At 67.3% G+C, this 25,036-nt stretch carries 25 protein-coding genes; 14 read left to right on the top strand and 11 right to left on the bottom strand.

Translation table 11 applies throughout. From position 1 onward, the window contains the following. Together G3N92_RS14655 and G3N92_RS14650 are read right to left on the bottom strand one after the other, a co-directional pair. Positions 1–612: thiamine pyrophosphate-binding protein (locus G3N92_RS14655; protein WP_277396172.1), on the bottom strand; the 612-nt coding region annotated here is incomplete at its 3' end. After that, the gene (locus G3N92_RS14650) at positions 605–1,846 is read right to left on the bottom strand and encodes an MFS transporter (RefSeq protein ID WP_206128251.1); all 1,242 of its coding nucleotides are present in this window, start codon (positions 1,844–1,846) and stop codon (positions 605–607) included. The genes G3N92_RS14650 and G3N92_RS14655, both read right to left, overlap by 8 nt. On the opposite strand from G3N92_RS14650, the gene G3N92_RS14645 reads away from it, so the two are divergent. The 4 genes from G3N92_RS14645 (at position 1,845) to G3N92_RS14630 (ending at position 5,461) form a co-directional block, all read left to right on the top strand. Further along, on the top strand, positions 1,845–2,186 hold the full coding sequence (locus tag G3N92_RS14645; protein ID WP_206128250.1) for a hypothetical protein: 342 nt from the start codon (positions 1,845–1,847) through the stop codon (positions 2,184–2,186). The two genes, G3N92_RS14650 and G3N92_RS14645, sit on opposite strands and share 2 nt — an antisense overlap. 346 nt (positions 2,187–2,532) lie before the next feature. After that, complete coding sequence (locus tag G3N92_RS14640) at positions 2,533–3,525, top strand: TRAP transporter substrate-binding protein (RefSeq protein ID WP_206128249.1); 993 nt, start codon at positions 2,533–2,535, stop codon at positions 3,523–3,525. 97 nt (positions 3,526–3,622) lie between these two features. Beyond that, positions 3,623–4,102 (top strand): TRAP transporter small permease, encoded by a 480-nt coding sequence (locus G3N92_RS14635; protein ID WP_206128248.1) that lies wholly within the window; start codon positions 3,623–3,625, stop codon positions 4,100–4,102. 6 nt (positions 4,103–4,108) lie between these two features. Beyond that, positions 4,109–5,461, top strand: coding sequence for a TRAP transporter large permease (locus G3N92_RS14630; protein ID WP_206128247.1), 1,353 nt, complete (start codon positions 4,109–4,111; stop codon positions 5,459–5,461). Positions 5,462–5,564: 103 nt separating this feature from the next. On the opposite strand, the gene G3N92_RS34940 is transcribed toward G3N92_RS14630, so the two are convergent. Together G3N92_RS34940 and G3N92_RS14625 are read right to left on the bottom strand one after the other, a co-directional pair. Next, positions 5,565–5,693, bottom strand: a complete 129-nt coding sequence (locus G3N92_RS34940) for an HHHH-motif protein (RefSeq protein WP_013690065.1) — start codon at positions 5,691–5,693, stop codon at positions 5,565–5,567. A gap of 227 nt (positions 5,694–5,920) precedes the next feature. Continuing rightward, complete coding sequence (locus G3N92_RS14625; RefSeq protein ID WP_206128246.1) at positions 5,921–6,445, bottom strand: Lrp/AsnC family transcriptional regulator; 525 nt, start codon at positions 6,443–6,445, stop codon at positions 5,921–5,923. Positions 6,446–6,595: 150 nt separating this feature from the next. Here G3N92_RS14625 and G3N92_RS14620 point away from each other — a divergent pair, with 150 nt between their 5' ends. The 4 genes from G3N92_RS14620 to G3N92_RS14605 all read left to right on the top strand — a co-directional run bounded on the left by G3N92_RS14620 (position 6,596) and on the right by G3N92_RS14605 (position 10,252). Next, complete coding sequence (locus tag G3N92_RS14620; protein ID WP_206128245.1) at positions 6,596–7,612, top strand: 1-aminocyclopropane-1-carboxylate deaminase; 1,017 nt, start codon at positions 6,596–6,598, stop codon at positions 7,610–7,612. Positions 7,613–7,823: 211 nt separating this feature from the next. Continuing rightward, the gene (locus G3N92_RS14615) at positions 7,824–8,597 is read left to right on the top strand and encodes an SDR family NAD(P)-dependent oxidoreductase (protein WP_206128244.1); all 774 of its coding nucleotides are present in this window, start codon (positions 7,824–7,826) and stop codon (positions 8,595–8,597) included. Between the two features lie 50 nt (positions 8,598–8,647). Then, positions 8,648–9,712 (top strand): L-idonate 5-dehydrogenase, encoded by a 1,065-nt coding sequence (locus G3N92_RS14610; protein WP_206128243.1) that lies wholly within the window; start codon positions 8,648–8,650, stop codon positions 9,710–9,712. 168 nt (positions 9,713–9,880) lie between these two features. After that, positions 9,881–10,252: an MAPEG family protein gene (locus tag G3N92_RS14605; RefSeq protein WP_206128242.1), complete on the top strand. Its 372-nt coding sequence runs from the start codon at positions 9,881–9,883 to the stop codon at positions 10,250–10,252. Between the two features lie 75 nt (positions 10,253–10,327). Here the strand turns inward: G3N92_RS14605 and G3N92_RS14600 are convergent, their stop codons facing one another. The 4 genes from G3N92_RS14600 to ahpC form a co-directional block, all read right to left on the bottom strand. Further along, a complete protein-coding gene (locus G3N92_RS14600) occupies positions 10,328–11,242 on the bottom strand; it encodes a LysR family transcriptional regulator (RefSeq protein WP_206128241.1) in 915 nt (304 codons plus the stop codon). 109 nt (positions 11,243–11,351) lie between these two features. Beyond that, complete coding sequence (locus G3N92_RS14595) at positions 11,352–11,903, bottom strand: isochorismatase family protein (protein ID WP_206128240.1); 552 nt, start codon at positions 11,901–11,903, stop codon at positions 11,352–11,354. A 352-nt stretch (positions 11,904–12,255) separates the two neighbouring features. Further along, positions 12,256–13,848, bottom strand: coding sequence for an alkyl hydroperoxide reductase subunit F (ahpF, locus tag G3N92_RS14590; protein WP_206128239.1), 1,593 nt, complete (start codon positions 13,846–13,848; stop codon positions 12,256–12,258). A gap of 121 nt (positions 13,849–13,969) precedes the next feature. After that, the gene (gene ahpC, locus G3N92_RS14585; RefSeq protein WP_206128238.1) at positions 13,970–14,533 is read right to left on the bottom strand and encodes an alkyl hydroperoxide reductase subunit C; all 564 of its coding nucleotides are present in this window, start codon (positions 14,531–14,533) and stop codon (positions 13,970–13,972) included. 560 nt (positions 14,534–15,093) lie between these two features. On the opposite strand from ahpC, the gene G3N92_RS14580 reads away from it, so the two are divergent. Both G3N92_RS14580 and G3N92_RS14575 read left to right on the top strand, forming a co-directional pair. Continuing rightward, positions 15,094–15,993, top strand: a complete 900-nt coding sequence (locus G3N92_RS14580; protein ID WP_206128237.1) for a DUF817 domain-containing protein — start codon at positions 15,094–15,096, stop codon at positions 15,991–15,993. 98 nt (positions 15,994–16,091) lie between these two features. Then, positions 16,092–16,811, top strand: coding sequence for a UPF0149 family protein (locus tag G3N92_RS14575; protein WP_206128236.1), 720 nt, complete (start codon positions 16,092–16,094; stop codon positions 16,809–16,811). A 78-nt stretch (positions 16,812–16,889) separates the two neighbouring features. Here G3N92_RS14575 and G3N92_RS14570 read toward each other — a convergent pair whose 3' ends face one another. From G3N92_RS14570 to G3N92_RS14560, 3 genes are all read right to left on the bottom strand, one after another. After that, complete coding sequence (locus G3N92_RS14570; RefSeq protein ID WP_206128235.1) at positions 16,890–17,741, bottom strand: NADPH-dependent oxidoreductase; 852 nt, start codon at positions 17,739–17,741, stop codon at positions 16,890–16,892. A 149-nt stretch (positions 17,742–17,890) separates the two neighbouring features. Beyond that, entirely contained in the window at positions 17,891–18,379 is a 489-nt protein-coding gene (locus G3N92_RS14565) for a hypothetical protein (protein ID WP_206128234.1), read from the bottom strand. Between the two features lie 104 nt (positions 18,380–18,483). Continuing rightward, positions 18,484–19,137: a nitroreductase gene (locus tag G3N92_RS14560; RefSeq protein WP_206128233.1), complete on the bottom strand. Its 654-nt coding sequence runs from the start codon at positions 19,135–19,137 to the stop codon at positions 18,484–18,486. A 621-nt stretch (positions 19,138–19,758) separates the two neighbouring features. On the opposite strand from G3N92_RS14560, the gene G3N92_RS14555 reads away from it, so the two are divergent. The 4 genes from G3N92_RS14555 to G3N92_RS14540 all read left to right on the top strand — a co-directional run. Further along, the gene (locus G3N92_RS14555; RefSeq protein ID WP_206128232.1) at positions 19,759–21,174 is read left to right on the top strand and encodes a circularly permuted type 2 ATP-grasp protein; all 1,416 of its coding nucleotides are present in this window, start codon (positions 19,759–19,761) and stop codon (positions 21,172–21,174) included. 84 nt (positions 21,175–21,258) lie between these two features. Continuing rightward, entirely contained in the window at positions 21,259–22,200 is a 942-nt protein-coding gene (locus tag G3N92_RS14550) for an alpha-E domain-containing protein (protein WP_206128231.1), read from the top strand. Positions 22,201–22,210: 10 nt separating this feature from the next. Continuing rightward, positions 22,211–23,155 carry a transglutaminase family protein gene (locus tag G3N92_RS14545; RefSeq protein ID WP_206128230.1) on the top strand — a complete coding sequence of 315 codons (945 nt, stop codon included), beginning with the start codon at positions 22,211–22,213 and terminating at the stop codon, positions 23,153–23,155. Positions 23,156–23,325: 170 nt separating this feature from the next. Beyond that, positions 23,326–25,036, top strand: a 1,711-nt coding sequence (locus G3N92_RS14540) for a transglutaminase family protein (RefSeq protein ID WP_206128229.1), incomplete at its 3' end; no start/stop codon positions are given.

The following is a 25,036-nucleotide window of genomic DNA, read 5'->3' as shown; positions in this document are numbered from 1 at the left end:
CTCGAGCCGCTCGCGCAGCTCCGCCATCGCCGACGCTTCGGGCGCGGCGCGCGCGATGCGCACCGGCGGCGCGTCGGCCACGTCGGCCTCGGGCGCGTTGAACAGCACCTGCTCGGGCAACGCGATCACCACCGGCCCCGGCCGGCCCGACATCGCCACGCTGAACGCGCGCGCGACGATCTCCGGAATCCGCTCGATGCGGTCGATCTCCACCACCCATTTGGCGAGCCCGCCGAACATGCGGCCGTAATCCACTTCCTGGAACGCGCCGCGCCCCGCGAGGCCGCCCTCGATCTGGCCGATGAACAGCAGCATCGGCGTGGAATCCTCGTTCGCTGTGTGCACGCCGTTGCTCGCATGCGTCGCGCCGGGGCCGCGCGTCACGAAGCAGATGCCGGGGCGGCCGGTGAGCTTGCCGTACGCGTCGGCCATGTTCGACGCCGCGCCTTCGTGGCGCGTGGTGATGGTGGCGATGCCGGGCGTGTCGTACAGCGCGTCGAGCACCGGCAGATAGCTTTCGCCGGGCACGCAGTAGACGGTGTCGGCGCCGTTGCGCACCAGCGCGTCGACGAGCAGGCGGCCGCCGTTGCGCGGCTGGTTGAGGTCAGACATGGGTTTCAAGCTCCTTGTTGCGGGTTTCCGGCAGGAACACCGCGGCGATGAGGACGAGCACGTAGGACGCGGCGGCCCACATGCCGATCGATTCGGCGAGGCCCGCGGCGGCGCTCGTGAAGCCGACCGCGGCCGGCACCAGCGAGCCGATGCCGCGGCCGAAGTTGTACGAGAAGCCGCCCGCCGAGGCGCGGATCTGCGCCGGGAACAGCTCGGTGAAGCAGGCGCCCATGCCCGAGACGATGCCCGACTGGAACAGCCCGAGCGGGAAGCCGAGCAGCAGCAGCGCGAGCGGCGGCAGGTGCAGCAGCGTGTAGGCCAGCACGGTCAGGATCGCGCCCGCCGCCGACAGCGCGAACGTGGCGCGGCGGCCGATGCCGTCGCTCAGATAGGCCATGCCGATATAGCCGCAGAACGAGCCGAGCAGGTTCACCACCAGATAGAGCGTGGCGAGGTTGACGGGCAGGTTCTGCGTCTGGCGCAGGTAGGTGACGAGCCAGGTCAGGATCGTGTAGTTGCCGCCGAGCGCGCCGGCCGCCATCAGCGAGGCCAGCAGCGTGCGCGGCAGCACGCCGGGCGCGAACACCTGCGCGAACGTTTCCAGCATGCCGGTGCGCGCGCGATGCGCGGCGGCTGCCTCGAACGCGGCCGATTCGTCGACGTTGCGGCGCATCCAGAGCACCAGCAGGCCGGGCAGGATGCCGATCAGGAACAGCACGCGCCACGCGAGATGTTCCGGCAGCGCGTTGAACAGCGCCCAGTAGGCGAGGGCGGCCAGCGCATAGCCGACCGGCCAGCCGCTCTGCACCGCGCCGACCGCGCGGCCGCGAATGCGCTTGTCGACCACCTCGCCGATCAGGATCGCGCCCGCGGCCCATTCGCCGCCGAAGCCGAGCCCCTGCAGGCTGCGCGTGAACAGCAACTGTTCGAAGCCGTTGGTGAACGCCGACAAACCGGTAAACAACGAGAACCACAGAATCGCCAGCTTCAGCACGCGCACGCGGCCGATGCGGTCGGCCAGCACGCCCGCGATCACGCCGCCGATCGCCGACGACACCAGCGCCGAGGTGCCGATCACGCCGGCCTGCGCCTTGGTCATGCCCCACGCGCCGAGCAGCGTCGGGATCGCGAACGCGAAGAACTGCACGTCCATCGCGTCGAGCACCCAGCCCAGGAAGCATGCCCAGAAGGTGCGGCGCTGGGCGGGCGCCATCGTGCTGTACCACGGTTGCATGATCGATCGTCTCCTGCAGGCGCTGGCCGCCTGTCGTATGTCGTTATGGATGTCGTCGAGGCGGGCCGGGGTGCGGGTGGCGCCGGGCCGCATCGTGGAACTGATTATGGCGACGGCCGCGCGCCGCCCGTTGCGCCCGCCGCATAGCAGCTATGCGTGCACGGCCCGTCGTGCTTCGTCATGCGAACGAAAGGAAATTGAAATGATGGCGAGGCATTCGGTAAGCCGGTGCTCGGACATCACGGTTGATTCGAAGACGACCGCGATCAACCTGTGCGGGCAGGTTTGCCGGCGCCCGATCGCGCTTCGGCAAAAACGAAGCGCGGTTAACCCGCAATGATCAGTTGTCTAATGACATCTGTCCGATTGGTCGGGATCACGAAAGAGTTTTCCCTCGGTTGGCCGGAAGCGGCGCGCGGGGCGCGCGGAATTCTGGATGCAAGTCACTGAATCCTTTATGAAACATGCCTCGGAGGCCGATTCGGCGCCGCATCCCTCTGCGGGTATGCACCAAGTGTACAAGCGTAGTTCTGGCCCGATAGACTCGCTTCCTAGTTGTACGACGTGAGACAGCGGGTGGCTGCCTTGACAGTGATCGGACGACACGACGCATCGCAGCGCGCAGCGAACGCCGCCTGCCCGGAACGGCAAAACCAATACTCGACATTCCCTGAGGAGACTTGACCATGAAAACGATCTTCACGCGCACGCGCGTCATCGCCGCCGCTGTCGCGGTGCTCGCCGCCGCCACGACGATGTCCGCCGAAGCCCGCGTGTTCCGCTCGGCCGACGTCCACAGCGACACCTTCCCGACCAACATGGCCGTGAAGTTCATGAGCGACGAGATCAAGAAGGCGACCGACGGCAAGGATTCGATCAAGGTCTACGGCAACAGCGCGCTCGGTTCGGAAAACGAAACGGTCGACCAGGTGCGGATCGGCGCGATCGACATGGTTCGCGCGAACGGCGCCGCGTTCAACGAGATCGTGCCGGAATCGATGATCCCGTCGTTCCCGTTCCTGTTCCGCGACATCGAGCACTTCCGCAAGGTGATGTACGGCCCGGAAGGCCAGAAGATCCTCGACGCGTTCAAGGCCAAGGGCATGATCGCGCTGACGTTCTATGAAAGCGGCGCGCGCTCGATGTACGCGAAGCGCCCGGTCAAGTTGCCGGCCGACATGAAGGGCCTCAAGGTGCGCGTGCAGCCGTCGGATCTGATGGTCGACGAAATCAAGGCGATGGGCGGCGTGCCGACCCCGATGCCGTTCTCGGAAGTCTATACGGGCCTGAAGACGGGCCTGGTGGACGCGGCCGAAAACAACCTGCCGTCGTACGACGAAACCAAGCACTACGAAGTGGCGAACGTGTTCTCGGAAACGCAGCACGCGATGACGCCGGAAGTGCTGGTGTTCTCGAAGAAGGTGTGGGACACGCTGAGCCCGCAGGAACAGGCCGCGATCAAGAAGGCCGCCGCCGATTCCGTGCCGTACTACGTGAACCTGTGGACGGCGCGCGAAGCCGATGCGCGCAAGGCCGTGCTGAAGGGCGGCGCGACCATCGTGCCGGCCGCGCAGATCGACCGCGCCGCGTTCGTGAAGGCGATGCAGCCGCTCTGGACCAAGTACGAGAAGACTCCGATGATGAAGCAGATCGTCGACGAGATCCAGCAGGTCAAGTAACACCCGGCGCGCGGGCTGCGGGAAGCGGCCCGCGCCCGCGCCTCGACGGCCGCGCGAGGCTTCGCCCGGCCGCGTTTTCTGCTCCGAGAGGTTCCCAATGAGGTTCATCAAGCACTCGAACGACGTGCTGTTCATGGCGCTCGCGGTCGTGGCGTCGGCCAGCCTCGTCGTGCTGACGGCCATGGTGTTCTACGCCGTGGTGATGCGCTACGTCTTCAACAACGCTCCCGATTTCGTCGAGCCGATCGCGCTGCTGCTGGTGATCGTGATCGCGATGTTCGGCGCCGCGATGAAGGTGCGCGACGGCGGCCACATCGGCCTCGATTCGTTCGTGCGCCGGCTCTCGCCGAAGGCGCAGACGGCCGTGCACGGCTTCCAGCATCTCTGCCTGATGGCGTTCGCCGTGGCGATCATCGCCGGCTGCTATCAGATGGCGGAAACCACGTTCGACGATCGCATCCCGATCATCGGCCTGCCCGAAGCGGTCCGCTACATGATTCCGATGCCGGCCGGCCTGGCCATCATCCTGTTCTCGCTCGAGCACCTGCTTGCGCTGCGCAAACGCAACCGAACCTGACCCAACATGGAACTCGCAATCCTTTCCATCAGCTTCCTGCTGCTGCTGTTTCTCGGGGTGCCCGTCTCGTTCGCGCTCGGGCTCGCCTGCGTCGCGACCTATCTCGCCGAGGGCCTGCCGATCGCGACCGCGATGCAGTCGGTCATCTCCGGGATGAACGCGTTCTCGTTCCTGGCGGTGCCGTTCTTCATCTTCTCCGGCGAGCTGATGCTGCACGGCGGCATCGCCGACCGCATCCTGAAGTTCGCGCAGGCGATCGTCGGCCACTTCCGCGGCGGTCTCGGCATGGCCAACGTGGTGGCCTGCACGCTGTTCGGCGGCGTGTCCGGTTCGCCGACCGCCGATACCTCGGCGATGGGCGGCGTGGTGATTCCGCTGATGAAGCGCGAAGGCTACAGCGCCGCGTACGCCGTGAACGTGACGACCCATGCTTCGCTGGCCGGCGCGCTGATGCCGACCTCGACCAACATGATCATCTACGCGTTCGCCGCGCAGGGGATCGTGGGCATGCTGAACGGCCAGCGCGTGAGCGGCGTGTCGATCGGCGACCTGCTGTTCTCGGGCCTGCTGCCGGTGCTGTGGGTGATGGGCTTCGTGCTGCTCGCCGCCTACTGGCAGGCGCGCCGCTACGGCTACCCGCGCCGCGCCGACGGCACCACCGCGCTGCAGAAATTCCCGGGCTGGTATGCGGTGGCGCGTTCGTTCGCCGGCGCGCTGCCGGGCCTCGGCGTGATCGCGATCATTCTGGTGTGCGTGGCCAAGGGTATTGCAACGGCCACCGAGGCGGCCGCGATCGCGGTGGTGTATTCGCTGGTGCTGACGATCTTCATCTACCGCACGCTGACGATGAAGAAGCTGATGCGCGCGCTGTCGCACGCCGCGCGCACGACCGGCGTGGTGCTGCTGCTGATCGCCGTGTCGAACATGCTGCGCTTCCAGATGTCGTACCTGGAAATTCCCGATTCGATCGAGCACCTGCTGCTGCAATCGAACGCGCAGCCGTGGCTGATGCTGCTGTACATCAACATCCTGCAGGTGTTCCTCGGCACGTTCGTGGACATGGCCGCGCACATCCTGATCACCACGCCGCTGTTCCTGCCGATCGCGATGGCGTGCGGCGTGGGCCCGGTGCAGTTCGGGATCATGCTGCTGCTGAACTGCTCGCTGGGCCTCGTGCATCCGCCGATCGGCTCGGTGCAGTTCGTGGGCTGCGCGATCGGGGAGGTGTCGATCGGCGAGACGACCAAGACGGCCTGGCCGTACTACCTGGCGATCTTCAGCGCGATCAACATCGTGACCTACTGGCCGTTCTTCTCGACCTGGCTGCCGAGCGTGATCAGCGGGCATCCGGTGTTCTGATCGAACCACCTGCCGGCCGGGCATGCGATGCCGGGCGGTGCAAAACAAAACGCCAGGCGCGGAGCGATCCGCGCCTGGCGTTTTTCATGGGGCGCCGAAACGCTTAGTGCACCCAGTGGCAGCTGCGGTGATGGTGGTGATCGAAATGGCAAACCTTGTGCGGGCGGGCTTCCGCGTTCGTCACGAGGAGGGCGAGCGTCACGGCCAGGGCCGAAGCGAGCAGCGTTTTCATGGATGTGTCCTGAACGGAATGTGTGGTTGTGGTGCCGGATACGCGGTGCACGTGCAGCCGACGTCGTCGATCGGCTTGCCTGATCCGGGTTCGTTGCCGAACGAGTTCGATGATACGAAGCAGGCTTATTTCAGGTGCAACGGTTTGTAACCATCCATTTAAAACAGCATTCAATCTGCTTTCAATCGTAAATACCGGCCGCGAGTCATCGTGTTGTCATCGCGGCGTCAGACCGGAAACTGCGTGGTCGACAGGATTTCCTTCAGCACCACGAACGTACGGATCTGCCGGACGCCGGGCAGATAGAGCAACTGCTCGGCGTGCAGCCGGTTGAACGTATCGCTGTCGCGCGTGCGCACCAGCATGAACGCGTCGAACTCGCCGGTCACGACGTGGCACTCCATGCAGCCCGACACCTTCTGCGCGGCCTTCTCGAACGCGGCGAACGATTCGGGCGTGGAGCGGTCGAGCACCACGCCGATCATCACCAGCATGCCGGCGTTGAGCGCCTTCGGCTCCAGCAAGGCCACCACGCCGCGGATCAAACCCGCTTCCTTCAGCTTCTCGACGCGCCGCAGGCAGGCGGGCGGGCTCAGGTTCACGCGCGCGGCCAGCGCGACGTTCGAGACCGACGCATCCTTCTGCAGCGCGCGCAGGATCGCGCGGTCGGTGCGGTCCAGTTCGGCGCCCGCCGCCGCGGCCATGGCGCTCGCGGCCGACGCAGTTTTGGATATTCGTTTTGTTGCGCACATGGGCGAATTTTCCTAATGAAATTCCGCCTGATTATCCATCTGTTTTTCAAACATCGGAAATCGACAATTTATTCGCAACCCTGGTTCGTTCGATCGCTTCTACGATGGTCGGGTCGTTTCGATTCGAATCCATCGTCCAAGGAGCGCAGCATGAACCTTCAGAAATTCCCGCGTTACCCGCTTACCTTCGGCCCGACGCCGATCCAGCCGCTCAAGCGGCTCAGCGCGCATCTGGGCGGCAAGGTCGAGCTGTACGCGAAGCGGGAGGACTGCAACAGCGGCCTCGCGTTCGGCGGCAACAAGACCCGCAAGCTCGAATACCTGATTCCCGACGCGATCGCGCAGGGCGCGGACACGCTGGTGTCGATCGGCGGCGTGCAGTCGAACCAGACGCGTCAGGTGGCGGCGGTGGCCGCGCATCTCGGCATGAAGTGCGTGCTGGTGCAGGAGAACTGGGTCAACTACAGCGACGCCGTGTACGACCGGGTCGGCAATATCCAGATGTCGCGCATGATGGGCGCCGACGTGCGGCTGGTGCCGGACGGCTTCGACATCGGTATCCGCAAGAGCTGGGAAGAGGCGATGGCCGACGTGCGCGCCAACGGCGGCAAGCCGTATCCGATTCCGGCCGGCTGCTCGGAGCACCCGCTCGGCGGCCTCGGTTTCGTGGGCTTCGCCGAGGAAGTGCGCGCGCAGGAGGCCGAACTGGGCTTCCGCTTCGACTACATCGTGGTGTGCTCGGTCACGGGCAGCACGCAGGCCGGCATGGTGGTGGGCTTCGCGGCCGACGGGCGCGCCGATCGCGTGATCGGCATCGACGCCTCGGCCAAGCCGGCGCAGACGCGCGAGCAGATCCTGCGCATCGCGCTCGGCACGGCCGATCGCGTCGAACTGGGCCGCGACATCGCGGATGCCGACGTGGTGCTCGACGAGCGTTTCGGCGGCCCCGAATACGGCCTGCCGAGCGAGGGCACGCTCGAGGCGATCCGCCTGTCGGCGAAGTTCGAGGGCATGCTGACCGATCCGGTGTACGAAGGAAAATCGATGCACGGCATGATCGAGAAAGTGCGGCTCGGCGAGTTCCCGGCCGGCTCGAAGGTGCTGTATGCGCACCTGGGCGGCGTGCCGGCGCTGAGCGCCTACAGCTACCTGTTCCGCGACGGCTGATCGTCGCGCGGCATCGGCCGAAGGGCCGGCTGGCGCGTCGCGTCGCCGGCCCTTCGCGCTGGGTGTTGCCGCTTCGATCACGATTCGTGATGACGCCATCAGCAAACAGCATTGGCGCGGGCCGGCGGCATGCTGTTTACTGGGCGCGCCGCCGCAGCGCGCCGATTCCCGGCCGCGCGCGGCGTGCACACGACAGACACGGAGACAAGGCATGGGAGACGTCAATCGCCTGTTCCGGCTCGACGGGCGCCGCGCGCTCGTGACCGGGTCGGGACGCGGCATCGGCCTGGCGCTCGCGCGCGGCCTCGCCGAAGCCGGCGCCAGCATCGCGATCAACGATCGCAATCCCGAGAAGGCGGCCGCGCTGGCCGCCACGTTCCGCGAGCAGGGCTTCGACGCCGCGCCCGCGGTGTTCGACGTGACCGATTCGGCGCAGGCCACGGCCGCGATCGACGCGTTCGAGGCCGAGGTCGGCCCGATCGACATCCTCGTCAACAACGCCGGCATCCAGCGCCGTGCGCCGCTCGAGCAGTTCTCGGACGACGATTGGCACACGCTGATGCGCGTCAATCTCGACGGCGCGTTCATCGTGTCGCGCGCGGTGGCGCGCCACATGATCGCGCGCGGCCACGGCAAGATCGTCAACATCTGCTCGGTGCAGAGCGAGCTCGCGCGGCCCTCGATCGCGCCGTATGCGGCCTCGAAGGGCGCGCTGCGGATGCTGACCAAGGGCATGTGCGCCGACTGGGCGCGCCACGGCATCCAGGCCAACGGCCTCGCGCCGGGCTACTTCGCGACCGAACTGAATCAGGCGCTGGTCGACGATCCGGCGTTCAACGACTGGATCTGCAAGCGCACGCCGGCGGGCCGCTGGGGCCGCGTCGACGAGCTGTGCGGCGCGGCGGTGTTTCTCGCCTCGCCGGCGGCCGATTTCATCAACGGCCAGACGCTGTTCGTCGACGGCGGGCTGACGAGCACGGTTTGAGCGCCGCGCACGTTATCCTTCAGGAACCCGAAGCAGGAGGAGAAAACATCATGAGACTGCGTTGCATGTGTCTCGTCATACACGCGCCGAACGATCTGCGTTACGAGGCGGGCGAAGTCGAAACGCCGGGCGCGGGCCAGGTGCGCGTGCAGGTTGCGATGGGCGGCATTTGCGGCTCCGACCTGCATTATTTCCGCCACGGCGGCTTCGGCGCGATCCGCCTGCAGCAGCCGATGGTGCTCGGCCATGAAGTGGCCGGCACGGTGGTCGAGGTGGGCGAGGGCGTGACCGACGTGCGCGTGGGTGACCGCGTGGCCGTCAACCCGAGCCGCCCGTGCGGCAAGTGCAAGTTTTGCCTCGAAGGGCTGCCGAACCAGTGCCTCGACATGCGCTTCTACGGCAGCGCGATGCGCATGCCGCACATTCAGGGCGCGTTCCGCGGCGCGCTGGTGTGCGACGCCGTGCAGTGCGTGAAGGTGGCCGATCACGTGCCGTTCACGCTGGCCGCGATGGCCGAGCCGTTCGCGGTGGGGCTGCACGCCGTGTCGCGCGCCGGCCCGCTGATCGGGCGGCGCGTGCTGGTGTCCGGCTGCGGGCCGATCGGCGCGCTGGCCGTGGCCGCCGCGAAGGCGCACGGCGCGCGCGAGGTGGTGGCCACCGACGTGGTGGACGAGCCGCTCACCGTGGCGAAGGCGCTCGGCGCCGATCGCACCATCAACGTCGCAGCCGATCCCGAATGGACCCAGGCGTTCTCGGCCGACAAGGGCACGTTCGACGTGATGATCGAGTGTTCGGGCAACGAGCGTGCGCTGCGCGACGGGCTTGATGCGCTGCGCCCGCGCGGCGTGGTGGTGCAGCTCGGCCTCGGCGGCGACGTGGCGATTCCGCAGAACGTGGTGGTGGCCAAGGAGCTGACGATCTGCGGTTCGTTCCGCTTCCATTCGGAATTCGCGCTGGCCGTGCAGTTGATCAACGAGGGCCGCGTCGATCTCGCGCCGGCCATCACGCGCGTGTTCCCGGCGCGCGAGGCCAACGAGGCGTTCGCGCTGGCCGGCGACCGCCGCCGCGCGATGAAGGTGCTGATCGACTTCGAGGAAGCGGCGCTCGAAGGCTGAACGGCGTCGGCCGCCGCGCCGGGGCCGCTTCGCGGGCTCGGGCGCGGCGCGCCGATCGTGCAGTGCGGCAGAGGAACCCGTCTAGTTTTTCTGTACGGCGCGCGCCCGCGCCGATGCTAAGCTGCGCCGGATCTTGTCATTGTTCGATGTCAATAATGGAGACCCGGAATGATCGCTTCGCAGACTTGCCTGTTGATCGTGGTGCTGCTGCCGTTCGTATGGACCGTGTGCGCGAAGGCGCGCCAGGGTTACGACAACGCCGCGCCGCGCGCCTATCTGGCGAAGCTCGAAGGCTGGCGCGGCCGCGCGTTCTGCGCGCATCAGAATGCGCTCGAGGCGCTCGCGCTGTTCACGGCGGCGCTGGTGGTGGCCTGGCACAACGGCGCGAACGTGGTGCGCGTCGATCAACTGGCCACGGCGTTCGTCGTCGCGCGCGTGCTGCACGGGATCTGCTATGTCGCGAACTGGGCGTCGCTGCGCTCGCTCGTGTGGTTCGCGTCGATGATCTGCGTGGTCTGGTTGTTCTTCGTCGCGCCGTGACGGCGCGTGCGTCGCGCGCGACATGAGGTTGCGCGCGCAACGATGCGGCCTTCGCGCCGTATCGTCACCGATCACTCACGCCTTGTCGGGCGTCTCCCCGGATACCCAGTCGCGCACCGCCTGCACGAACAGCCGCAACGGCGCGGGCGGATGCCGGTTGGCCGGGTAGTACAGCGCCAGCCCCGGCATCGCCACGCTCCATTCGCGCAGCAGCGCCACCAGCCGGCCGTCGGCCAGGTGCTCTATCACGTGGCTCTCGGGCACCCAGGCCACGCCGATGCCGGCCAGCGCCGCCTCGATCATCGAATTGAGGTTGCCGAGCGTCATCGGGCCGCTCACGTCGAGGCTGCTGGTCTTGCCGTTCGACTGAAAATCCCAGCGGTACATTGCGCCGCTCTCGAAACGGAAGCGGATGCAGCGGTGCTGCATCAGGTCGGCCGGGCGCTCGGGCGCGGGATGGCGCGCGAGATAGGCCGGCGAGGCCACGGCGATGAAGCGCATCTCCGGCCCGAAGCGCACGGCGATCATGTCGCGCGGCACGTCGTCGAGCACGCGGATGCCGGCGTCGAAGCCTTCCCCGACGATGTCGATGAGCCGCGTGTCGGTGACGAACTCCACATGGATGTCGGGATAGCGCAGCAGGAAATCGGGCAGCACGTGGCGGATCAGCAGCCGCGTGGAGGACTCCGAAGCACTGATGCGCACCGAGCCGGCCGGGCGATTCTGCGCGGTGGCGACGTCGTCCACGGCGTTTTCGAGATCGCTGAGCGCCGGGCCGACGCGGCGCAGCAACTGCTCGCCGGCTTCGGTCAGCGCGACCGAGCGCGTGGTGCGGTTGAACAGGCGCACGCCGAGCCGCGCTTCGAGGCTGCGCATCGAGTGGCTGAGCGCCGACGGCGAGACGGCCAGTGCGAGTGCGGCGGCCCGGAAACTGCGCTGCTCGGCGATCGCAACGAACGCCGTCAATTCGGAAAGGCCGGCACGCAACATGGTGGAACCTGAGTCATCGGGGAAGGCAATGCGGATGCATCGTCGCGCGTAGCGTAGCACTTGCGCCGCGCGCCGTGTTGCGGTGCGGCGCGCGGCGCAAGCGCATCGTTCAGAAATGGCAGTCGTGCGTGGCGAGCACGTCGGCGAACGGCCCGGCGAGCGTCAGGTTGTGATGCGCGACGATGGCCGCGGCCGGCAGCACGGGCGTGTCCATGCAGCTGTGCGCGTCGGCCACCAGCACCGGGCGGATGCCGTGCTCGGGCGCGGCGCGGCAGGTCGTGTCGACGCAATACTGCGTTTTCATGCCGGCGATCGCGAGCTCGCGCACGCCGGCCTCGGCCAGTTGCGCGGCGAGCGCGGTGCCGGAAAAGCAGTTCGGGCGTTGCTTGTCGAACACGATGTCGCGTTGCGGATCGAGGCCGAGCTCGGGCAGCAGGCGCACCAGCGCGCTGTCCGGTGCGAGCGGCGTGCCGGGCGCGCCCACGTGGCGCGCGGCGAGGATCAGCGCGCCGGCCTCGCGGGCGCGCGCGATCAACGTCTGCAGGTTCGCGAGCAGGCGCTCGCCTTCGTACGGCGCGTCGGCGCCATGAAACAGGCCGTGCTGCATGTCGACGATCAGCAGGGCGCGAGCGGGATAAGGGCGGTCAAGTCGGTCGGACATCGTTGGCATCTCCATCGAATGCCGGCGAGGCGGGGAACGCACGTCCAGAAACGACGAAGCCCCGCAGCGCTGGCGGGGCCTTGGGGAACAACAGGCAGGAATGAATGGCTGCGCGCCGACCTCACGACCCGCCGAAGGCGGTCGTGGTGCGTGTGGTGGCGAGTTGGCGCGATGCGTTCATGATGCCGAGAATGACGCAGGCGCGAGACGGCGTCAAGCCGGTGCCGCATGCGATGCACGCCGTCAAAAGCAAAACCCGCCGGAACGGCGGGCCTGGAAAAAACGCCCTCGCCGCATGGGGGGCATGACGGGCGAGGGCGAAGGGTAGAACCGTTGTGGCGTTCCGCGACGGTCAGGCGGCGACGGTTTCCGCCGGCTTGGCGGCGGCCGCCGGTTCGACATCCTGACGAATCAGGTAGTCGAAGGCCGACAGCGAAGCCTTGGCGCCTTCGCCGACCGCGATCACGATCTGCTTGTACGGCACCGTGGTCACGTCGCCTGCCGCGAACACGCCCGGGATCGACGTCGCACCGCGCGCATCGACCACGATCTCGCCATGGCGCGACAGCTCGATCGAGCCCTTCAGCCATTCGGTGTTCGGCACCAGGCCGATCTGCACGAACACGCCTTCGAGTTCGATGCGCTTGGTTTCGCCGCTCTTGCGCTCGAGGTAGACGATGCCGTTCAGCTTCTGGCCGTCGCCGGTCAGTTCGGTGGTTTGTGCGCTGGTGATCACGGTCACGTTCTTGAGGCTGCGCAGCTTGCGTTGCAGCACGTCGTCGGCACGCAGCGTGTCGCCGAATTCGATCAGCGTCACTTCGCGGACGATACCGGCCAGATCGATCGCGGCCTCGACACCCGAGTTGCCGCCGCCGACCACGGCCACGCGCTTGCCCTTGAACAGTGGGCCGTCGCAGTGCGGGCAGTAGGCCACGCCCTTGTTGCGGTATTCGCGTTCGCCCGGCACGTTCAGTTCGCGCCAGCGTGCGCCGGTCGACAGCACGATCGTCTTGGCCTTCAGCACCGCGCCGTTCTCGAGATGGATCTCGTTGAGCGCGCCCGGCACGAGCTTGGTCGCGCGCTGCACGTCCATCACGTCGACGTCGTATTGCTTGACGTGCTGTTCGAGCGCCACCGCGAACTTCGGCCCTTCCGTTTCCTGCACCGAGATGAAGTTCTCGATCGCCATCGTGTCGAGCACCTGGCCGCCGAAGCGTTCCGCCACCACGCCGGTGCGGATGCCCTTGCGCGCCGAGTAGATCGCCGCCGCGGCGCCGGCCGGGCCGCCGCCGACGATCAGCACGTCGAACGCTTCCTTGGTGGCCAGTTCCTTGGCGGCGCGGGCGCCTGCGCCCTTGTCGATCTTGGCGAGAATTTCCTTCACGCTGCTGCGGCCCTGGCCGAAGCTTTCGCCGTTCAGGAACATGGTCGGCACGGCCATCACCTGGCGCTGGTCGACTTCATCCTGGAACAGCGCGCCGTCGATCGCCACGTGGCGGATGCGCGGGTTCAGCAAGGCCATCACGTTCAGCGCCTGCACGACTTCCGGGCAGTTCTGGCACGACAGCGAGAAATACGTCTCGAAGGAGAAATCGCCTTCGAGGTTGCGGATCTGTTCGATCGTCGACTCGTCGAGCTTCAGCGGGTGGCCGCCGACCTGCAGCAACGCGAGCACGAGCGAGGTGAATTCATGGCCCATCGGGATGCCGGCGAAGCGGATGCCGGTGGCCTTGCCCGGTTCGCCGATCGTGAACGAGGGCTTGCGCTCGGAATCGTCGCGGCGTTCGATGACGCTCACGCGCGGCGACAGTTCGCCGATCTCGTTCAGCAGCGCGATCAGCTCCTGCGACTTCGCGCCATCGTCGAGCGAGGCGACGAGTTCGATCGGACGGGTAAGCTTTTCGAGGTACGACTTGAGCTGGGTCTTGAGATTGGCGTCGAGCATGATATTTCGTATTCCGTAATGTTTTTGGCACTTCGCCTGGGGCGGGGGAGACGTGCGACCCGGGTAGGGGCCGCACGATCGAGCGCCAGGCGGCGCTCGGTACCTGCTTGCTGCTTGAAACTTAGATCTTGCCGACCAGGTCGAGCGACGGGGTCAGCGTTTCTGCGCCCGGCGTCCACTTGGCGGGGCACACTTCGCCCGGGTGCGATGCGACGTACTGAGCGGCTTGCACCTTGCGGAGCAGTTCGCCAGCGTCACGGCCGATGCCGTTGTCGTGGATTTCGGCGATCTTGATTTCGCCTTCCGGGTTGATCACGAACGTGCCGCGCAGTGCCAGGCCTTCTTCTTCGATCAGCACGTCGAATGCGCGTGCCAGCGTCAGCGTCGGGTCGCCGACCAGCGGGTATTCGATCTTGCCGATCGTTTCCGACGTGTCGTGCCATGCCTTGTGCGTGAAGTGCGTGTCGGTCGACACGCCGTAGATTTCGACGCCCAGCTTTTGGAATTCTGCGTAACGATCGGCCAGGTCGCCCAGTTCCGTCGGGCACACAAACGTGAAGTCTGCCGGGTAGAACACGAAGACCGACCACTTGCCCTTCAGGTCTTCATCGCTGACCGTGACGAAATCGCCTTTGTGGTATGCGTTTGCCTTGAACGGTTGGAGCTTGCTGTTGATGATCGGCATTTGCTATTTCCTTTGAGTGAAAAGGTGATCGGGTGGTGATCAGGAAATGCAAGTATGACGACTCGGCCGTGCGATGGGAAATTGCTTGTTTCAATGACCGGGATCGGGATTTTCTATCTGTCCCGATTTCGGGGCGGCCTGTGTCTCGGAGCGGGCCGTCAGGCCGGGCGCCGAAGGCGGGGGAGGCAGGCTGGGCAGGCCGGAAAGCCTTGCCGCGTGGGCTTCGCCGCGTACCCGGCAAGCTGGGCATGCATCGCGACGCAATGTCGCGGCGAGAACGACGAATGGCGCGATTTTCTCCGATCCGGGGCGTTTCGTCCAGCCCTGCCTGGCGTTCGAGCCGTGTTCCTGCCCGAACGATTTGACCGGCGAATGACCGAACCGGTAAATCGGCCGATATACTGCCGCGCATTCGCACATCGCGGGGCCGACGGCGACGCAGGCGCACATCCGCGGAACGACCCATAACGACGAGAGAACGTGGTGAAAATGAATCGACCGGGGCAATCATGCGGCGCCGTCATCGGCGTGCCATCGAAACGTGCGATGCAGGTGGCCCGATGACCGCCAACCCGCCCGCCGTGGCGGTACGTTCGCGCGCCGATGCCGCGATCGAGGCGCTGGCCGCGCGCGTGACGGCGTTCACGCGCCTGCGCGGCGGCCCGGCGCAGGGCCTGCACACGTTCCTGGTGTTCGGCTTCCGGCAAGCCTGGGTGTGCCTGTTCGGCGGGTTGATGGTGGCGCTGCTGATCGCCACGCATTACGTCTACCCGCGCGACGCCGCGCTGTCGCGTTACGACATGCTGACGCTCTCCGCCGTGGCGATCCAGATCGCGCTGATCGCACTGCGGCTCGAAACCTGGGACGAGGTCAAGGTGATCCTGCTGTTCCACGTGGCCGGCACGGCGATGGAGGTGTTCAAGACGGCCGTGGGCTCGTGGGTGTATCCCGAATACGCGGTACTGCGGATCGGCGGCGTGCCGCTGTTCACGGGCTTCATGTATGCGTCGGTGGGCAGCTATCTGGCGCGGGCGGTGCGCGAATTCGACCTGCGCTTCACCGGGCACCCGTCGCTGCCGGTCACGGCCGGGCTGTCGGTGGCGATCTACGCGAATTTCTTCACGCATCACTACTGGATCGACCTGCGTTACGTGCTGATCGCGCTGGTGGCCGTGGCGTTCCGGCGCTGCCACGTGTATTACCGCGTGAGCCGCCGCTATCACCGCATGCCGATGTTGCTCGGCTTCCTGCTGATCGCGCTGTTCATCTGGCTGGCCGAGAACGTCGGCACGTACAGCCAGGCCTGGCTGTACCCGGGGCAGCACGACGGCTGGCGGCTCGTGCCGCCCGCCAAGCTGGTCGCCTGGTTCATGCTGACCATCATGAGCTACGTGATCGTCACGCTGGTCAACGCGCCGCGCGCCTGGCCGCCGGCGGCGGGCGAGGCGCCTCGCCGCTGAATCGTCATTGCGCCGCCGGCGCGCGGCGGTAGAATGCCGGTTTTCCCTATCCGCCGTGCGCTCGCGAATCGTTCGCGCTCGCGCGGCGCGGCACAGAAATGACCCACACCGACGACAAGACCCTCGACGAACTCGACCAGTTCCTGATGTCCGACATCATGTCGGAGAACACCATGACGATCGAGATGCTCGACGGTTACCTGACCGCGATCGCGATCGGCCCCACCACGATCGCCCCCACGGATTGGCTGGCCGACGTCTGGGGCCCGAGCGAGGACGACGCCCCCGATTTCGCCAATTACGAGCAGGCCGAGCACGTCTTCAACCTGATGATGCGGCACTACAACGCGATCCTGCAGACGTTCGAAACGGATCCGTCGACGATCGCGCCGCTGTTCAGCGTCAACGAGGTGGACGACGAGAACGGCTCGCACGAGTTCATCGACGCCGAAGCCTGGGCGAACGGCTTCTTCCAGGGCATGGGCCTGCGCTGGGACGATTGGCAACTGCTGATCGACCACGCCGACGCCGAAGCCATGCTGCGCCCGCTGCGCCTGCTCGGCAGCGACGACCTCGACGACGACGAACGCGCGCTGCTCGACGAACCGGCCGAGCGCGAGCGCCTTTCGGAGCAGGTGCCCCCGGCGGTCGTGAAGATCTACGAATTCTGGCTGCCGCACCGCGGCCCGACGCAGGAGCGCCTGCTCGCGCAGACCATCCAGCGCGACGCGCCGAAGGTCGGCCGCAACGATCCGTGCCCGTGCGGCAGCGGCAAGAAGCACAAGAAGTGCTGCGGCGACGACGGCCAGCCGGACTGATCCGTTCGCCTGAGCGGTATTGAAAAACGGGCGGGCCGCGCGATGCGGGCCCGCCCGTTCCGTTTTCCCGCCCGGTTTTTACTTCAGACCGAAGCCCAGCGCGGCCAGCGCCTCGGCGAGCCGATCCCGGCCCGACAGCGCTTCCGGCCCGCGCACGCGGCGCGACGCCTGCCCGGTCCATCCCGATTCCGTCATCTGCTGCATGCGCTGGAACGCTTCCATCGACGCGTTGTAGCCGTTCAGCTGCTCGGTCGATTCGGCCGCGTAGCGCTCCTCGTGCACGACCAGCGGCGCGGGCAGGCGCGGCTTGACGTCGGTGTCGACCGCCGGATCGGGATAGCCGATCGTCAGGCCGAACACGGCGAACGACTCGGGCGGCAGCCCCAGTTCCTGCGCGACCGCTTCGGGCTGGTTGCGCATGCCGCCGATATAGCAGCAGCCGAGGCCGAGCGATTCGAGCGCCACCACGGTGTTCTGCGCGGCGAACGCGGCGTCGGCCACGGCCATCACGAACGCTTCGAGGTAGCCGAGGCCGGCGCCCGGCATCTGTTCCTGTTCCGACACGCGGCGCAGGCGCGACAGATCGGCGATGAACACCAGCACCAGCGGCGCCTTGGCGACGTGTTTCTGATTGCCGGCGCAGGCGGCCAGGCGCGCCTTGCGCTCGGTGTCGCGCACGGCCACCACGCTCCACGCCTGCAGGTTCGACGAGGTCGGCGCCGATTGCGCGGCGGCCGCGATCGTTTCGAGGAGGTCGGCGGGCAGCGCGCGATCGGCGTAGGTGCGCACCGTGCGATGGCGCAGCAGCGTGGCGATCACGTCGTTGACGGCGCCGTCGGCGGCATCGGCCTGCGGCGCCCAGGCGGCGCCGTAGCGTTCGCGCAGCAGTGCGTGGCGGGTATCGGCGGTTGCCGTTGCGGTGTCGTTCATACCGGAAGCGTCTCCAGACAGCGGTGAAAAGGCTGCCATGGTATGCGAGGCGGGCGTTGTCTGCTGAAGCGCGTGGCGATCGACAGCCTTTCGTCAGGCGATTGTGGCGTTCGGCCGACGTTGCACCGGCGCGTTCGGCGCCGGCGCGCTCAATGCATGTACGTCACGTTCCGTTCGCGCGCCCGGATCTCCAGCCCGGCGTCGAGCAGCGCGATCGAGAACCAGCGCGTGAGCTTCAGCACGCCGCTGATGGAGAACGCGGGCAGCCAGTCGTTCAGCACGCCGATCGCCGCTTCGCCGCGCGTCGATTGCAGATGCGCGATGGCCTGCAGCAGCGACGCCTCGTCGTAGGCCAGGTCCTGCGCGCAGCGGCAGCGCATGTCGAGCGGGCGCTGCGACGAGCAGGCCAGCGTGTTCATCATCATGTCGAAGTGGTCGAGGCCGTCGGCGCGCACGCCGGCTTCCACCAGCACGTCGCGCCAGGTGTAGGCGAGGCGCGCCTGGCGGTTGCCGCCGCAATCGGGATGCAGCCAGGTTCGCACGGCCGTCAGCACGACGCGTTCGGCGGTATCGGGGTCGCCCGCGAGCGGGTCGTCGTACAGGGATGGGCGGCCCGCGCCAAGTCGCGTGTCACTCATGGCACCTCCAGGGGCGTCAAAAAGGTTCGGGTGGGCGGCAAGCCGGCAGGGCGGGCCGCGGTCGGGGCGCGCCGCGAGGGGCGCGCCTCAAGCAGGCGGGCGTGTCAGCCTGCGGCGGGCTTGCGGCCCGGGTTCGCCTCGGCTTGCGGGCGCCATTCGCGCACGAACGCCGCGCGCGCGGGGCGCACGGTGGCGGGTGCATCGGCGGCGGGCGTGCCCACGTAGATGAAGCCGAGCAACTGCTCGTTCGGCGCGAAGCCGAGCGCGTCGTGCAGCACCGCCTCGCGCGAATCGATGCCCGACGACCAGAAGCCGCCGTAGCCGAGCTGGTGGACGGCGTTGAGCAGGTTCATCGCCGCGGCGCCCACGGCCAGCAGTTGTTCGGTTTCGGGCACCTTGCGATGCTGGACGAGCGAGGCGGCGATCGCGATCAGCACCGGCGCGGCCAGCGGCTTGTTCGCGCGGTGAGCGTTGGCGCCGGCCGGCGCGCCCGGTTCGCGGGCGTCGGCGAGCCGCACGAACACTTCGCCGAGCGCGCGGCGCGCCTCGCCGCGGATCAGCACGAAGCGCCACGGCTTCAGGTTGCCGTGATCGGGGGCGCGCAGCGCGGCGTCGAAGATCGCGTCGAGTTCGCGGTCGCTCGGCCCCGGCTCGGCGAGCGGCCAGCAGGACTGGCGGCCGAGCAGGTTGGCCAGGGCATCGGCGGGGGCGTCGACGACGCCGTCATGCGGCGCCGCCGGAGAAAGAAGGGCGGTCATGGTGTTCGATCCGTTGAGTCGATGGACGAATGATCGAACAAATCGCGATTAAATGCAAATGATTCTCATTTGTGATTAGACGTCGGCACCATCACGCTCACCTCGGCCGGTATCGATCCGGCCGCGCTCGGCGCCGGTTATTCGGGAAAATCGCCGTGCCTCGTCGTGTCTTGCCGGCCGCTCCGTCGATTTCTCCGCTTCCGCGACGCAATCGCTGCATTCCGATCCGATTCCGCTTGGTTGCGCGCGCAATCGATCAGCCGTCATCGCCTTGTCACGCGGGCCTGTGCTCCGTTCGGAATGCGATCGATACCCGTGCGCGCCGATAGGCAAGTTGGCGAAAGCGGTGCATGATCATCGACGGCTTCAATGCACAGCGTCGGCGCATCCCGCCCGGCCCCGTGCGCGATCCGCGAGATGCCCGGCCGGCGCGTGCTTCGCCGCGGCGCATCGCGTCGCGCACGGCGCTCCGGCGCGCACCGGCGCGGTGCGCAATGTCATCAAACGGTGCCATATCGGCTGCGGAATCGGTCTGGCAGGAGGCACGGGAATTGCTCCTGACGGTAACGCCGGTCCGGCAGCCGATGCCGAACACAAGAATGAGATGGAGAGAAATCCTGAATGAAGCCATTCGATGAAATGTTGTTATCCGGCGACTCGGTGCGCGCGCCTTACGAGCGCCTCAAGCAATGGCTCGACACGCAGGATCCTGCGAGCCTCGCGCAGAAAGCGCACGACGCCGAGGGCGTGTTCCGCCGCACGGGCATCACGTTCGCCGTTTACGGCGACGCCGAGGCCGCCGAGCGGCTGATCCCGTTCGACATCGTGCCGCGCATCATCTCCGGCCAGGAGTGGACGCGGCTCTCGCAAGGCATCGAGCAGCGCGTGATGGCGCTCAACGCCTTTCTCGACGACATCTATCACCGTCAGGAAATCGTCCGCGCCGGCATCGTGCCGAAGCACCTGATCGCGCACAACGAGGCGTTCCTGCCCGAGATGATCGGCTTCCGGCCGCCGGGCAACGTCTACACGCACATCATCGGCGTCGACATCGTGCGCACCGCCGAGAACCAGTTCTACGTGCTCGAGGACAACGCGCGCACGCCGTCCGGCGTGTCGTACATGCTCGAAAACCGCGAAACGATGATGCAGCTGTTCCCGGAGCTGTTCCAGCGCGTCAAGGTGCGGCCCGTGGAAACCTATCCGCAGCTGCTGCGCCAGTCGCTGGCGGCGGTCTGCCCGCCGGGCGGCAACGCCGACAACCCCACGGTGGCGGTGCTGACGCCGGGCATCCACAACTCGGCGTTCTACGAGCACGCGTTCCTGGCCGACCAGATGGGCGTGCATCTCGTGGAGGGCAGCGATCTGCAGGTGATCGACGGCCGCGTGGCGATGCGCACCACGGAAGGCTTCCGGCCGATCGACGTGCTGTACCGCCGCCTCGACGACGCGTTCCTCGATCCGCTCACGTTCCGCCCCGATTCGGTGCTCGGCGTGCCCGGCATCATGGATGTTTACCGCGCCGGCAACATCACCATCGCCAACGCGCCCGGCACCGGTATCGCCGACGACAAGGCGATCTACTCCTACATGCCCGAGATCGTCGAGTTCTACACCGGCCGCAAGGCGCTGCTGGAGAACGTGCCGACCTGGCGCTGCGGCGAGGCCGACAGCCTCAAGTACGTGCTCGAGCACCTGGAGGAACTGGTGGTCAAGGAAGTGCACGGCTCGGGTGGCTACGGGATGCTGGTCGGCCCGGCCTCCACGCGCGAGGAGCGCGAAACCTTCTCGGCCAAGCTGCGCGCCCGGCCGAGCAACTACATCGCGCAGCCCACGCTCGCGCTGTCGACCACGCCGATCCTGACCGAGAAGGGCCTCGCGCCGCGCCACGTCGATCTGCGCCCGTTCGTGCTGGTGTCGGACCGGATCCGCATCACGCCGGGCGGCCTGACGCGCGTCGCGCTCAAGGAAGGCTCGCTGGTCGTCAACTCGAGCCAGGGCGGCGGCACCAAGGACACCTGGGTGCTGGCCGACTGAGACGGCCAGCACGACAACCCGGTGCGCGCGGCGCTCGACCCATCGAGCCGCGCGCCAAGGCAATAACGATCGGAGCGACAGGACATGCTTCTTGGACGGACTGCAAGCGGTCTCTATTGGATGTACCGGTATATCGAACGCGCGGAAAACACCGCGCGGATCGTCGACGCGGGCCTGCGGATGGCCCTCACGCGCACCTCGGACGCGCCGGCCGAATGGTCGTCGGTGCTGGTGAGCTCGGGCGCCGACGACGGATTCCGGCAAAAGTACGACGAATACACGGTCGACACCGTGGCCGATTACCTGCTGCGCGATCGTGACAACCCGTCGAGCGTGCTGTCGTGCATCGAATTCGCGCGCTCGAACGCGCGCATGGTGCGCACGGCGATCACGCGCGAGCTGTGGGAAACCGTCAACGACGCCTGGCAATCGCTGAAGCGCCTGCTGGCGCGGCCGTTCAATTCGAGCGCGCTGCCGGCGATCCTCGACCACATCAAGCGCGAAACGGCGCTGATCCTCGGCAGCTTCTACAGCACCATGCTGCGCAACGAGATCTTCGATTTCGCGGAGATCGGCGCGTTCATCGAGCGCGCCGACAACACGGCGCGGATCCTCGACGTGAAGTACCACCTGCTGCTGCCGTCGGTGTCGCACGTGGGCACCATGATCGATACCTACCAATGGGAATCGATCCTGCGCTCGGTGGCGGCGCACCGCTCGTACCGCTGGGTGTACGACGTGCAGTACAAGCCGATCAACATCGCCGATTACCTGATCCTCAATGGCCGGATGCCGCGTTCGCTGCGCTATTGCTCCGGCCGCGTGATGTCGAGCCTGAACCGGCTCGCGAAAGATTACGGCGTCACGCACGAATGTCACGAAAGCGCCGCCAAAATCCTGCAGATGCTGTCCGACAATTCGGTCGAGCGGATCTTCAAGAGTGGGCTGCACGAGTTCCTGACCGATTTCATCGGCCGGAACAACAATCTCGGCGCGGAAATCGCCCAAGCCTACAACTTCGACTGAGAGAGCTGCCATGCGACTTGCCATTCGCCATATCACGCGTTTCCGGTTCGATGAAAACGCCACGCATGCCCTGCAACGTCTGCGCCTGCGTCCGCCCGGCGGCCCCGGGCAGACGGTGCGCGCCTGGCAGGTGACGATCGACGGCGTGGAGCCGACGGTCGGCTATGTGGATGGCCTCGGCAACCGGATCGATCTGGTGCGCCACGACCGCGGCGACAAGCCCGAAGTGACCGTGGTGGCCGCCGGCGTGATCGAAACCCAGGATCGCGCGGGCATCGTCGGCAGCGCCGACGATTACGCCGCGCCGTGGATCTTCGAACGCGCCACCGATTACACGCAGGCCGGCGAGCGCGTGCGCGCGATCGCCGAGGCGCTGCCGCTCGAACACCGCAGCCTCGACGCGCTGCACTGGCTGATGAGCGAGGTGCACGCGCAGATCCGCTACGCGCCGGAACTGGCCGACAGCGACGGCGACGCCGAAACCGCGCTCGAAGCCGGCGAGGGCACCAGCCGCGACCACGCGCATGCGTTCATCGCGGCGGCGCGCGCGCTGAAGATCCCGGCGCGCTACGTGAACGGCTACCTGCTGACCGACGGCGCGCTGCAACGGATGGCCGAAACCATGCAGGCCAGCGGCGGCGCGCAGCAATCGCAGCGCATGCAGATGGACGCCGACGGCATCCGCCATCTGGCCGAGCAATCGGCCGAGCCGCAGGGCCGCCTGCAGCAGGGCACCGTGACGACCTATCCGCCGTCCGGCCATGCCTGGGCCGAGGCCTACGTCGAAGGGCTCGGCTGGGTCGGCTTCGATCCGTTCATGAACCGCTGCCCGGACGAGCGCTACGTGCGCCTGGCCAGCGGCCTCGATTACCGCGACGCGCGCTCGGTCACCGGCATCGGCGCCAGCACGTCGGCCGTGGAGATCAGCGTGGTGCAGTCGCCCGAACTGGTGTGAGGCCGCCGTTCCCCCGATTACGCGTGTTGACCGGAGCCCGTCACGGCCGCCCGCCGGCCCGTCATTGCCTGTCCCGACCCGCCGGGGCGCCCGCGTGCGCCCCGCCCGAACCGTCCATCCCGAACGCAGCGCCTGTCGTCCCGACCTGAACCGAACCGACCGACCCTGACATGTCCATCCACGTCGCGCTTCACCACACCACCCGTTACCGCTACGACCGCCTCGTCGGACTCGGCCCGCAAATCGTGCGGCTGCGCCCCGCGCCGCATTGCCGGACGCCGATCCTGTCGTACTCGATGAAGGTCGAGCCGGCGCAGCATTTCGTCAACTGGCAGCAGGATCCGTTCGCCAACTACATGGGCCGCCTGGTGTTCCCGGAGCGCACGCGCGGCTTCGAGATCACGATCGACCTCGTGGCGGAGATGTCCGTCTACAACCCGTTCGACTTCTTTCTCGAGGAGTACGCGGATCAGTTTCCGTTTGCCTACGATGCCGCGCTGCGCGACGAACTCGCGCCTTACCTGGTCTGCGATCCGGCCGCCAGCGCCGCGCCGGTGTTCCGCGATTACCTGGCCACGGTCGATCGCAAGCCGCAGGGCACGATCGATTTCCTGGTCGCGCTGAACCAGCAACTGCAGAAGGACGTGCGCTACCTGGTGCGCATGGAGCCGGGCGTGCAGACGCCCGAGGAAACGCTGACGCTGGCGTCCGGCTCGTGCCGCGACACCGGCTGGCTGCTGGTGCAGCTGTGCCGCCACCTGGGGCTGGCCGCGCGTTTCGTGTCCGGCTACCTGATCCAACTGACGCCCGACGTCAAATCGCTCGACGGCCCGAGCGGCACCGAGGTCGATTTCACCGACCTGCACGCCTGGTGCGAGGTCTATCTGCCGGGCGCGGGCTGGATCGGCTTCGATCCGACCTCGGGCCTGCTGGCCGGCGAAGGGCACATTCCGCTCGCCTGCACGCCGCAGCCCTCGAGCGCCGCGCCGGTCGACGGCCTGATCGACGAGTGCGAGGTGGAGTTCGAGCACGAGATGGCCGTGACGCGGATCTACGAATCGCCGCGCGTGACCAAGCCGTACACCGATACGCAATGGGCCGACGTGCTCGAACTGGGCGCGGACGTGGACGCCGCGCTGCAGGCCGGCGACGTGCGCCTGACGCAGGGCGGCGAGCCGACCTTCGTGTCGATCGACGACCGCGACGGCGCCGAGTGGAACACCGATGCGCTCGGGCCGACCAAGCGCGGCTACGCCACCTCGCTGGTGCAGAAGCTGCGCGCCGAGTACGGCGAGGGCGGCTTCCTGCATTTCGGCCAGGGCAAGTGGTATCCGGGCGAGCAACTGCCGCGCTGGGCGCTGTCGGTGTTCTGGCGCAAGGACGGCGAGCCCGTTTGGCAGGATCCGTCGCTGTTCGCCGACGAGCGCGAGCCGTCCGCCTACACCACCGAAGATGCGCACCGCTTCATCCGCGCGCTGGCCGAGCGGCTCGGCCTGAGCACCGAGCACATCCGCCCCGGCTTCGAGGACACCTGGTATTACCTGTGGCGCGAGCGCCGCCTGCCGGTCAACGTCGATCCGTTCGACTCGCGCCTCGACGACGAGCTCGAACGCGCGCGGCTGCGCAAGGTGTTCGAGCAGAAGCTCGACACCGTGATCGGCTACGTGCTGCCGCTCAAGGCGCTGCCGCAGTCGCCCGAGCTGGCCGGCCCGCGCTGGGAAACCGGCCCCTGGTTCTTCCGCGACGAGCGCATGTACCTGTTCCCCGGCGATTCGCCGATGGGCTACCGGCTGCCGCTCGATTCGCTGCCGTGGGTCAGCGAAACCGATTACCCGTATCTGGTCGAGCGCGATCCGTTCGCGCCGCACACGCCGCTGACCA

Source organism: Burkholderia sp. Ac-20379, from assembly GCF_017104645.1.
GTDB lineage: Bacteria > Pseudomonadota > Gammaproteobacteria > Burkholderiales > Burkholderiaceae > Burkholderia.
The sequence above is the reverse complement of the archived record's forward strand: the minus strand, read 5'-3'. Positions and strand labels throughout refer to the sequence as shown.

Coding starts and splice junctions, on each gene's coding strand:
- G3N92_RS14565 (WP_206128234.1), bottom strand. CDS start 18,379: ATGAGTGACACGCGACTTGGCGCGGGCCGCCCATCCCTGTACGACGAC.
- G3N92_RS14575 (WP_206128236.1), top strand. CDS start 16,092: ATGACCCACACCGACGACAAGACCCTCGACGAACTCGACCAGTTCCTG.
- G3N92_RS14625 (WP_206128246.1), bottom strand. CDS start 6,445: ATGTGCGCAACAAAACGAATATCCAAAACTGCGTCGGCCGCGAGCGCC.
- G3N92_RS14555 (WP_206128232.1), top strand. CDS start 19,759: ATGAAGCCATTCGATGAAATGTTGTTATCCGGCGACTCGGTGCGCGCG.
- ahpC (WP_206128238.1), bottom strand. CDS start 14,533: ATGCCGATCATCAACAGCAAGCTCCAACCGTTCAAGGCAAACGCATAC.
- G3N92_RS14610 (WP_206128243.1), top strand. CDS start 8,648: ATGAGACTGCGTTGCATGTGTCTCGTCATACACGCGCCGAACGATCTG.
- G3N92_RS14595 (WP_206128240.1), bottom strand. CDS start 11,903: ATGTCCGACCGACTTGACCGCCCTTATCCCGCTCGCGCCCTGCTGATC.
- G3N92_RS14550 (WP_206128231.1), top strand. CDS start 21,259: ATGCTTCTTGGACGGACTGCAAGCGGTCTCTATTGGATGTACCGGTAT.
- ahpF (WP_206128239.1), bottom strand. CDS start 13,848: ATGCTCGACGCCAATCTCAAGACCCAGCTCAAGTCGTACCTCGAAAAG.
- G3N92_RS14640 (WP_206128249.1), top strand. CDS start 2,533: ATGAAAACGATCTTCACGCGCACGCGCGTCATCGCCGCCGCTGTCGCG.
- G3N92_RS14645 (WP_206128250.1), top strand. CDS start 1,845: ATGATCGATCGTCTCCTGCAGGCGCTGGCCGCCTGTCGTATGTCGTTA.
- G3N92_RS34940 (WP_013690065.1), bottom strand. CDS start 5,693: ATGAAAACGCTGCTCGCTTCGGCCCTGGCCGTGACGCTCGCCCTCCTC.
- G3N92_RS14580 (WP_206128237.1), top strand. CDS start 15,094: ATGACCGCCAACCCGCCCGCCGTGGCGGTACGTTCGCGCGCCGATGCC.
- G3N92_RS14615 (WP_206128244.1), top strand. CDS start 7,824: ATGGGAGACGTCAATCGCCTGTTCCGGCTCGACGGGCGCCGCGCGCTC.
- G3N92_RS14545 (WP_206128230.1), top strand. CDS start 22,211: ATGCGACTTGCCATTCGCCATATCACGCGTTTCCGGTTCGATGAAAAC.
- G3N92_RS14605 (WP_206128242.1), top strand. CDS start 9,881: ATGATCGCTTCGCAGACTTGCCTGTTGATCGTGGTGCTGCTGCCGTTC.
- G3N92_RS14570 (WP_206128235.1), bottom strand. CDS start 17,741: ATGAACGACACCGCAACGGCAACCGCCGATACCCGCCACGCACTGCTG.
- G3N92_RS14560 (WP_206128233.1), bottom strand. CDS start 19,137: ATGACCGCCCTTCTTTCTCCGGCGGCGCCGCATGACGGCGTCGTCGAC.
- G3N92_RS14600 (WP_206128241.1), bottom strand. CDS start 11,242: ATGTTGCGTGCCGGCCTTTCCGAATTGACGGCGTTCGTTGCGATCGCC.
- G3N92_RS14635 (WP_206128248.1), top strand. CDS start 3,623: ATGAGGTTCATCAAGCACTCGAACGACGTGCTGTTCATGGCGCTCGCG.
- G3N92_RS14650 (WP_206128251.1), bottom strand. CDS start 1,846: ATGCAACCGTGGTACAGCACGATGGCGCCCGCCCAGCGCCGCACCTTC.
- G3N92_RS14620 (WP_206128245.1), top strand. CDS start 6,596: ATGAACCTTCAGAAATTCCCGCGTTACCCGCTTACCTTCGGCCCGACG.
- G3N92_RS14630 (WP_206128247.1), top strand. CDS start 4,109: ATGGAACTCGCAATCCTTTCCATCAGCTTCCTGCTGCTGCTGTTTCTC.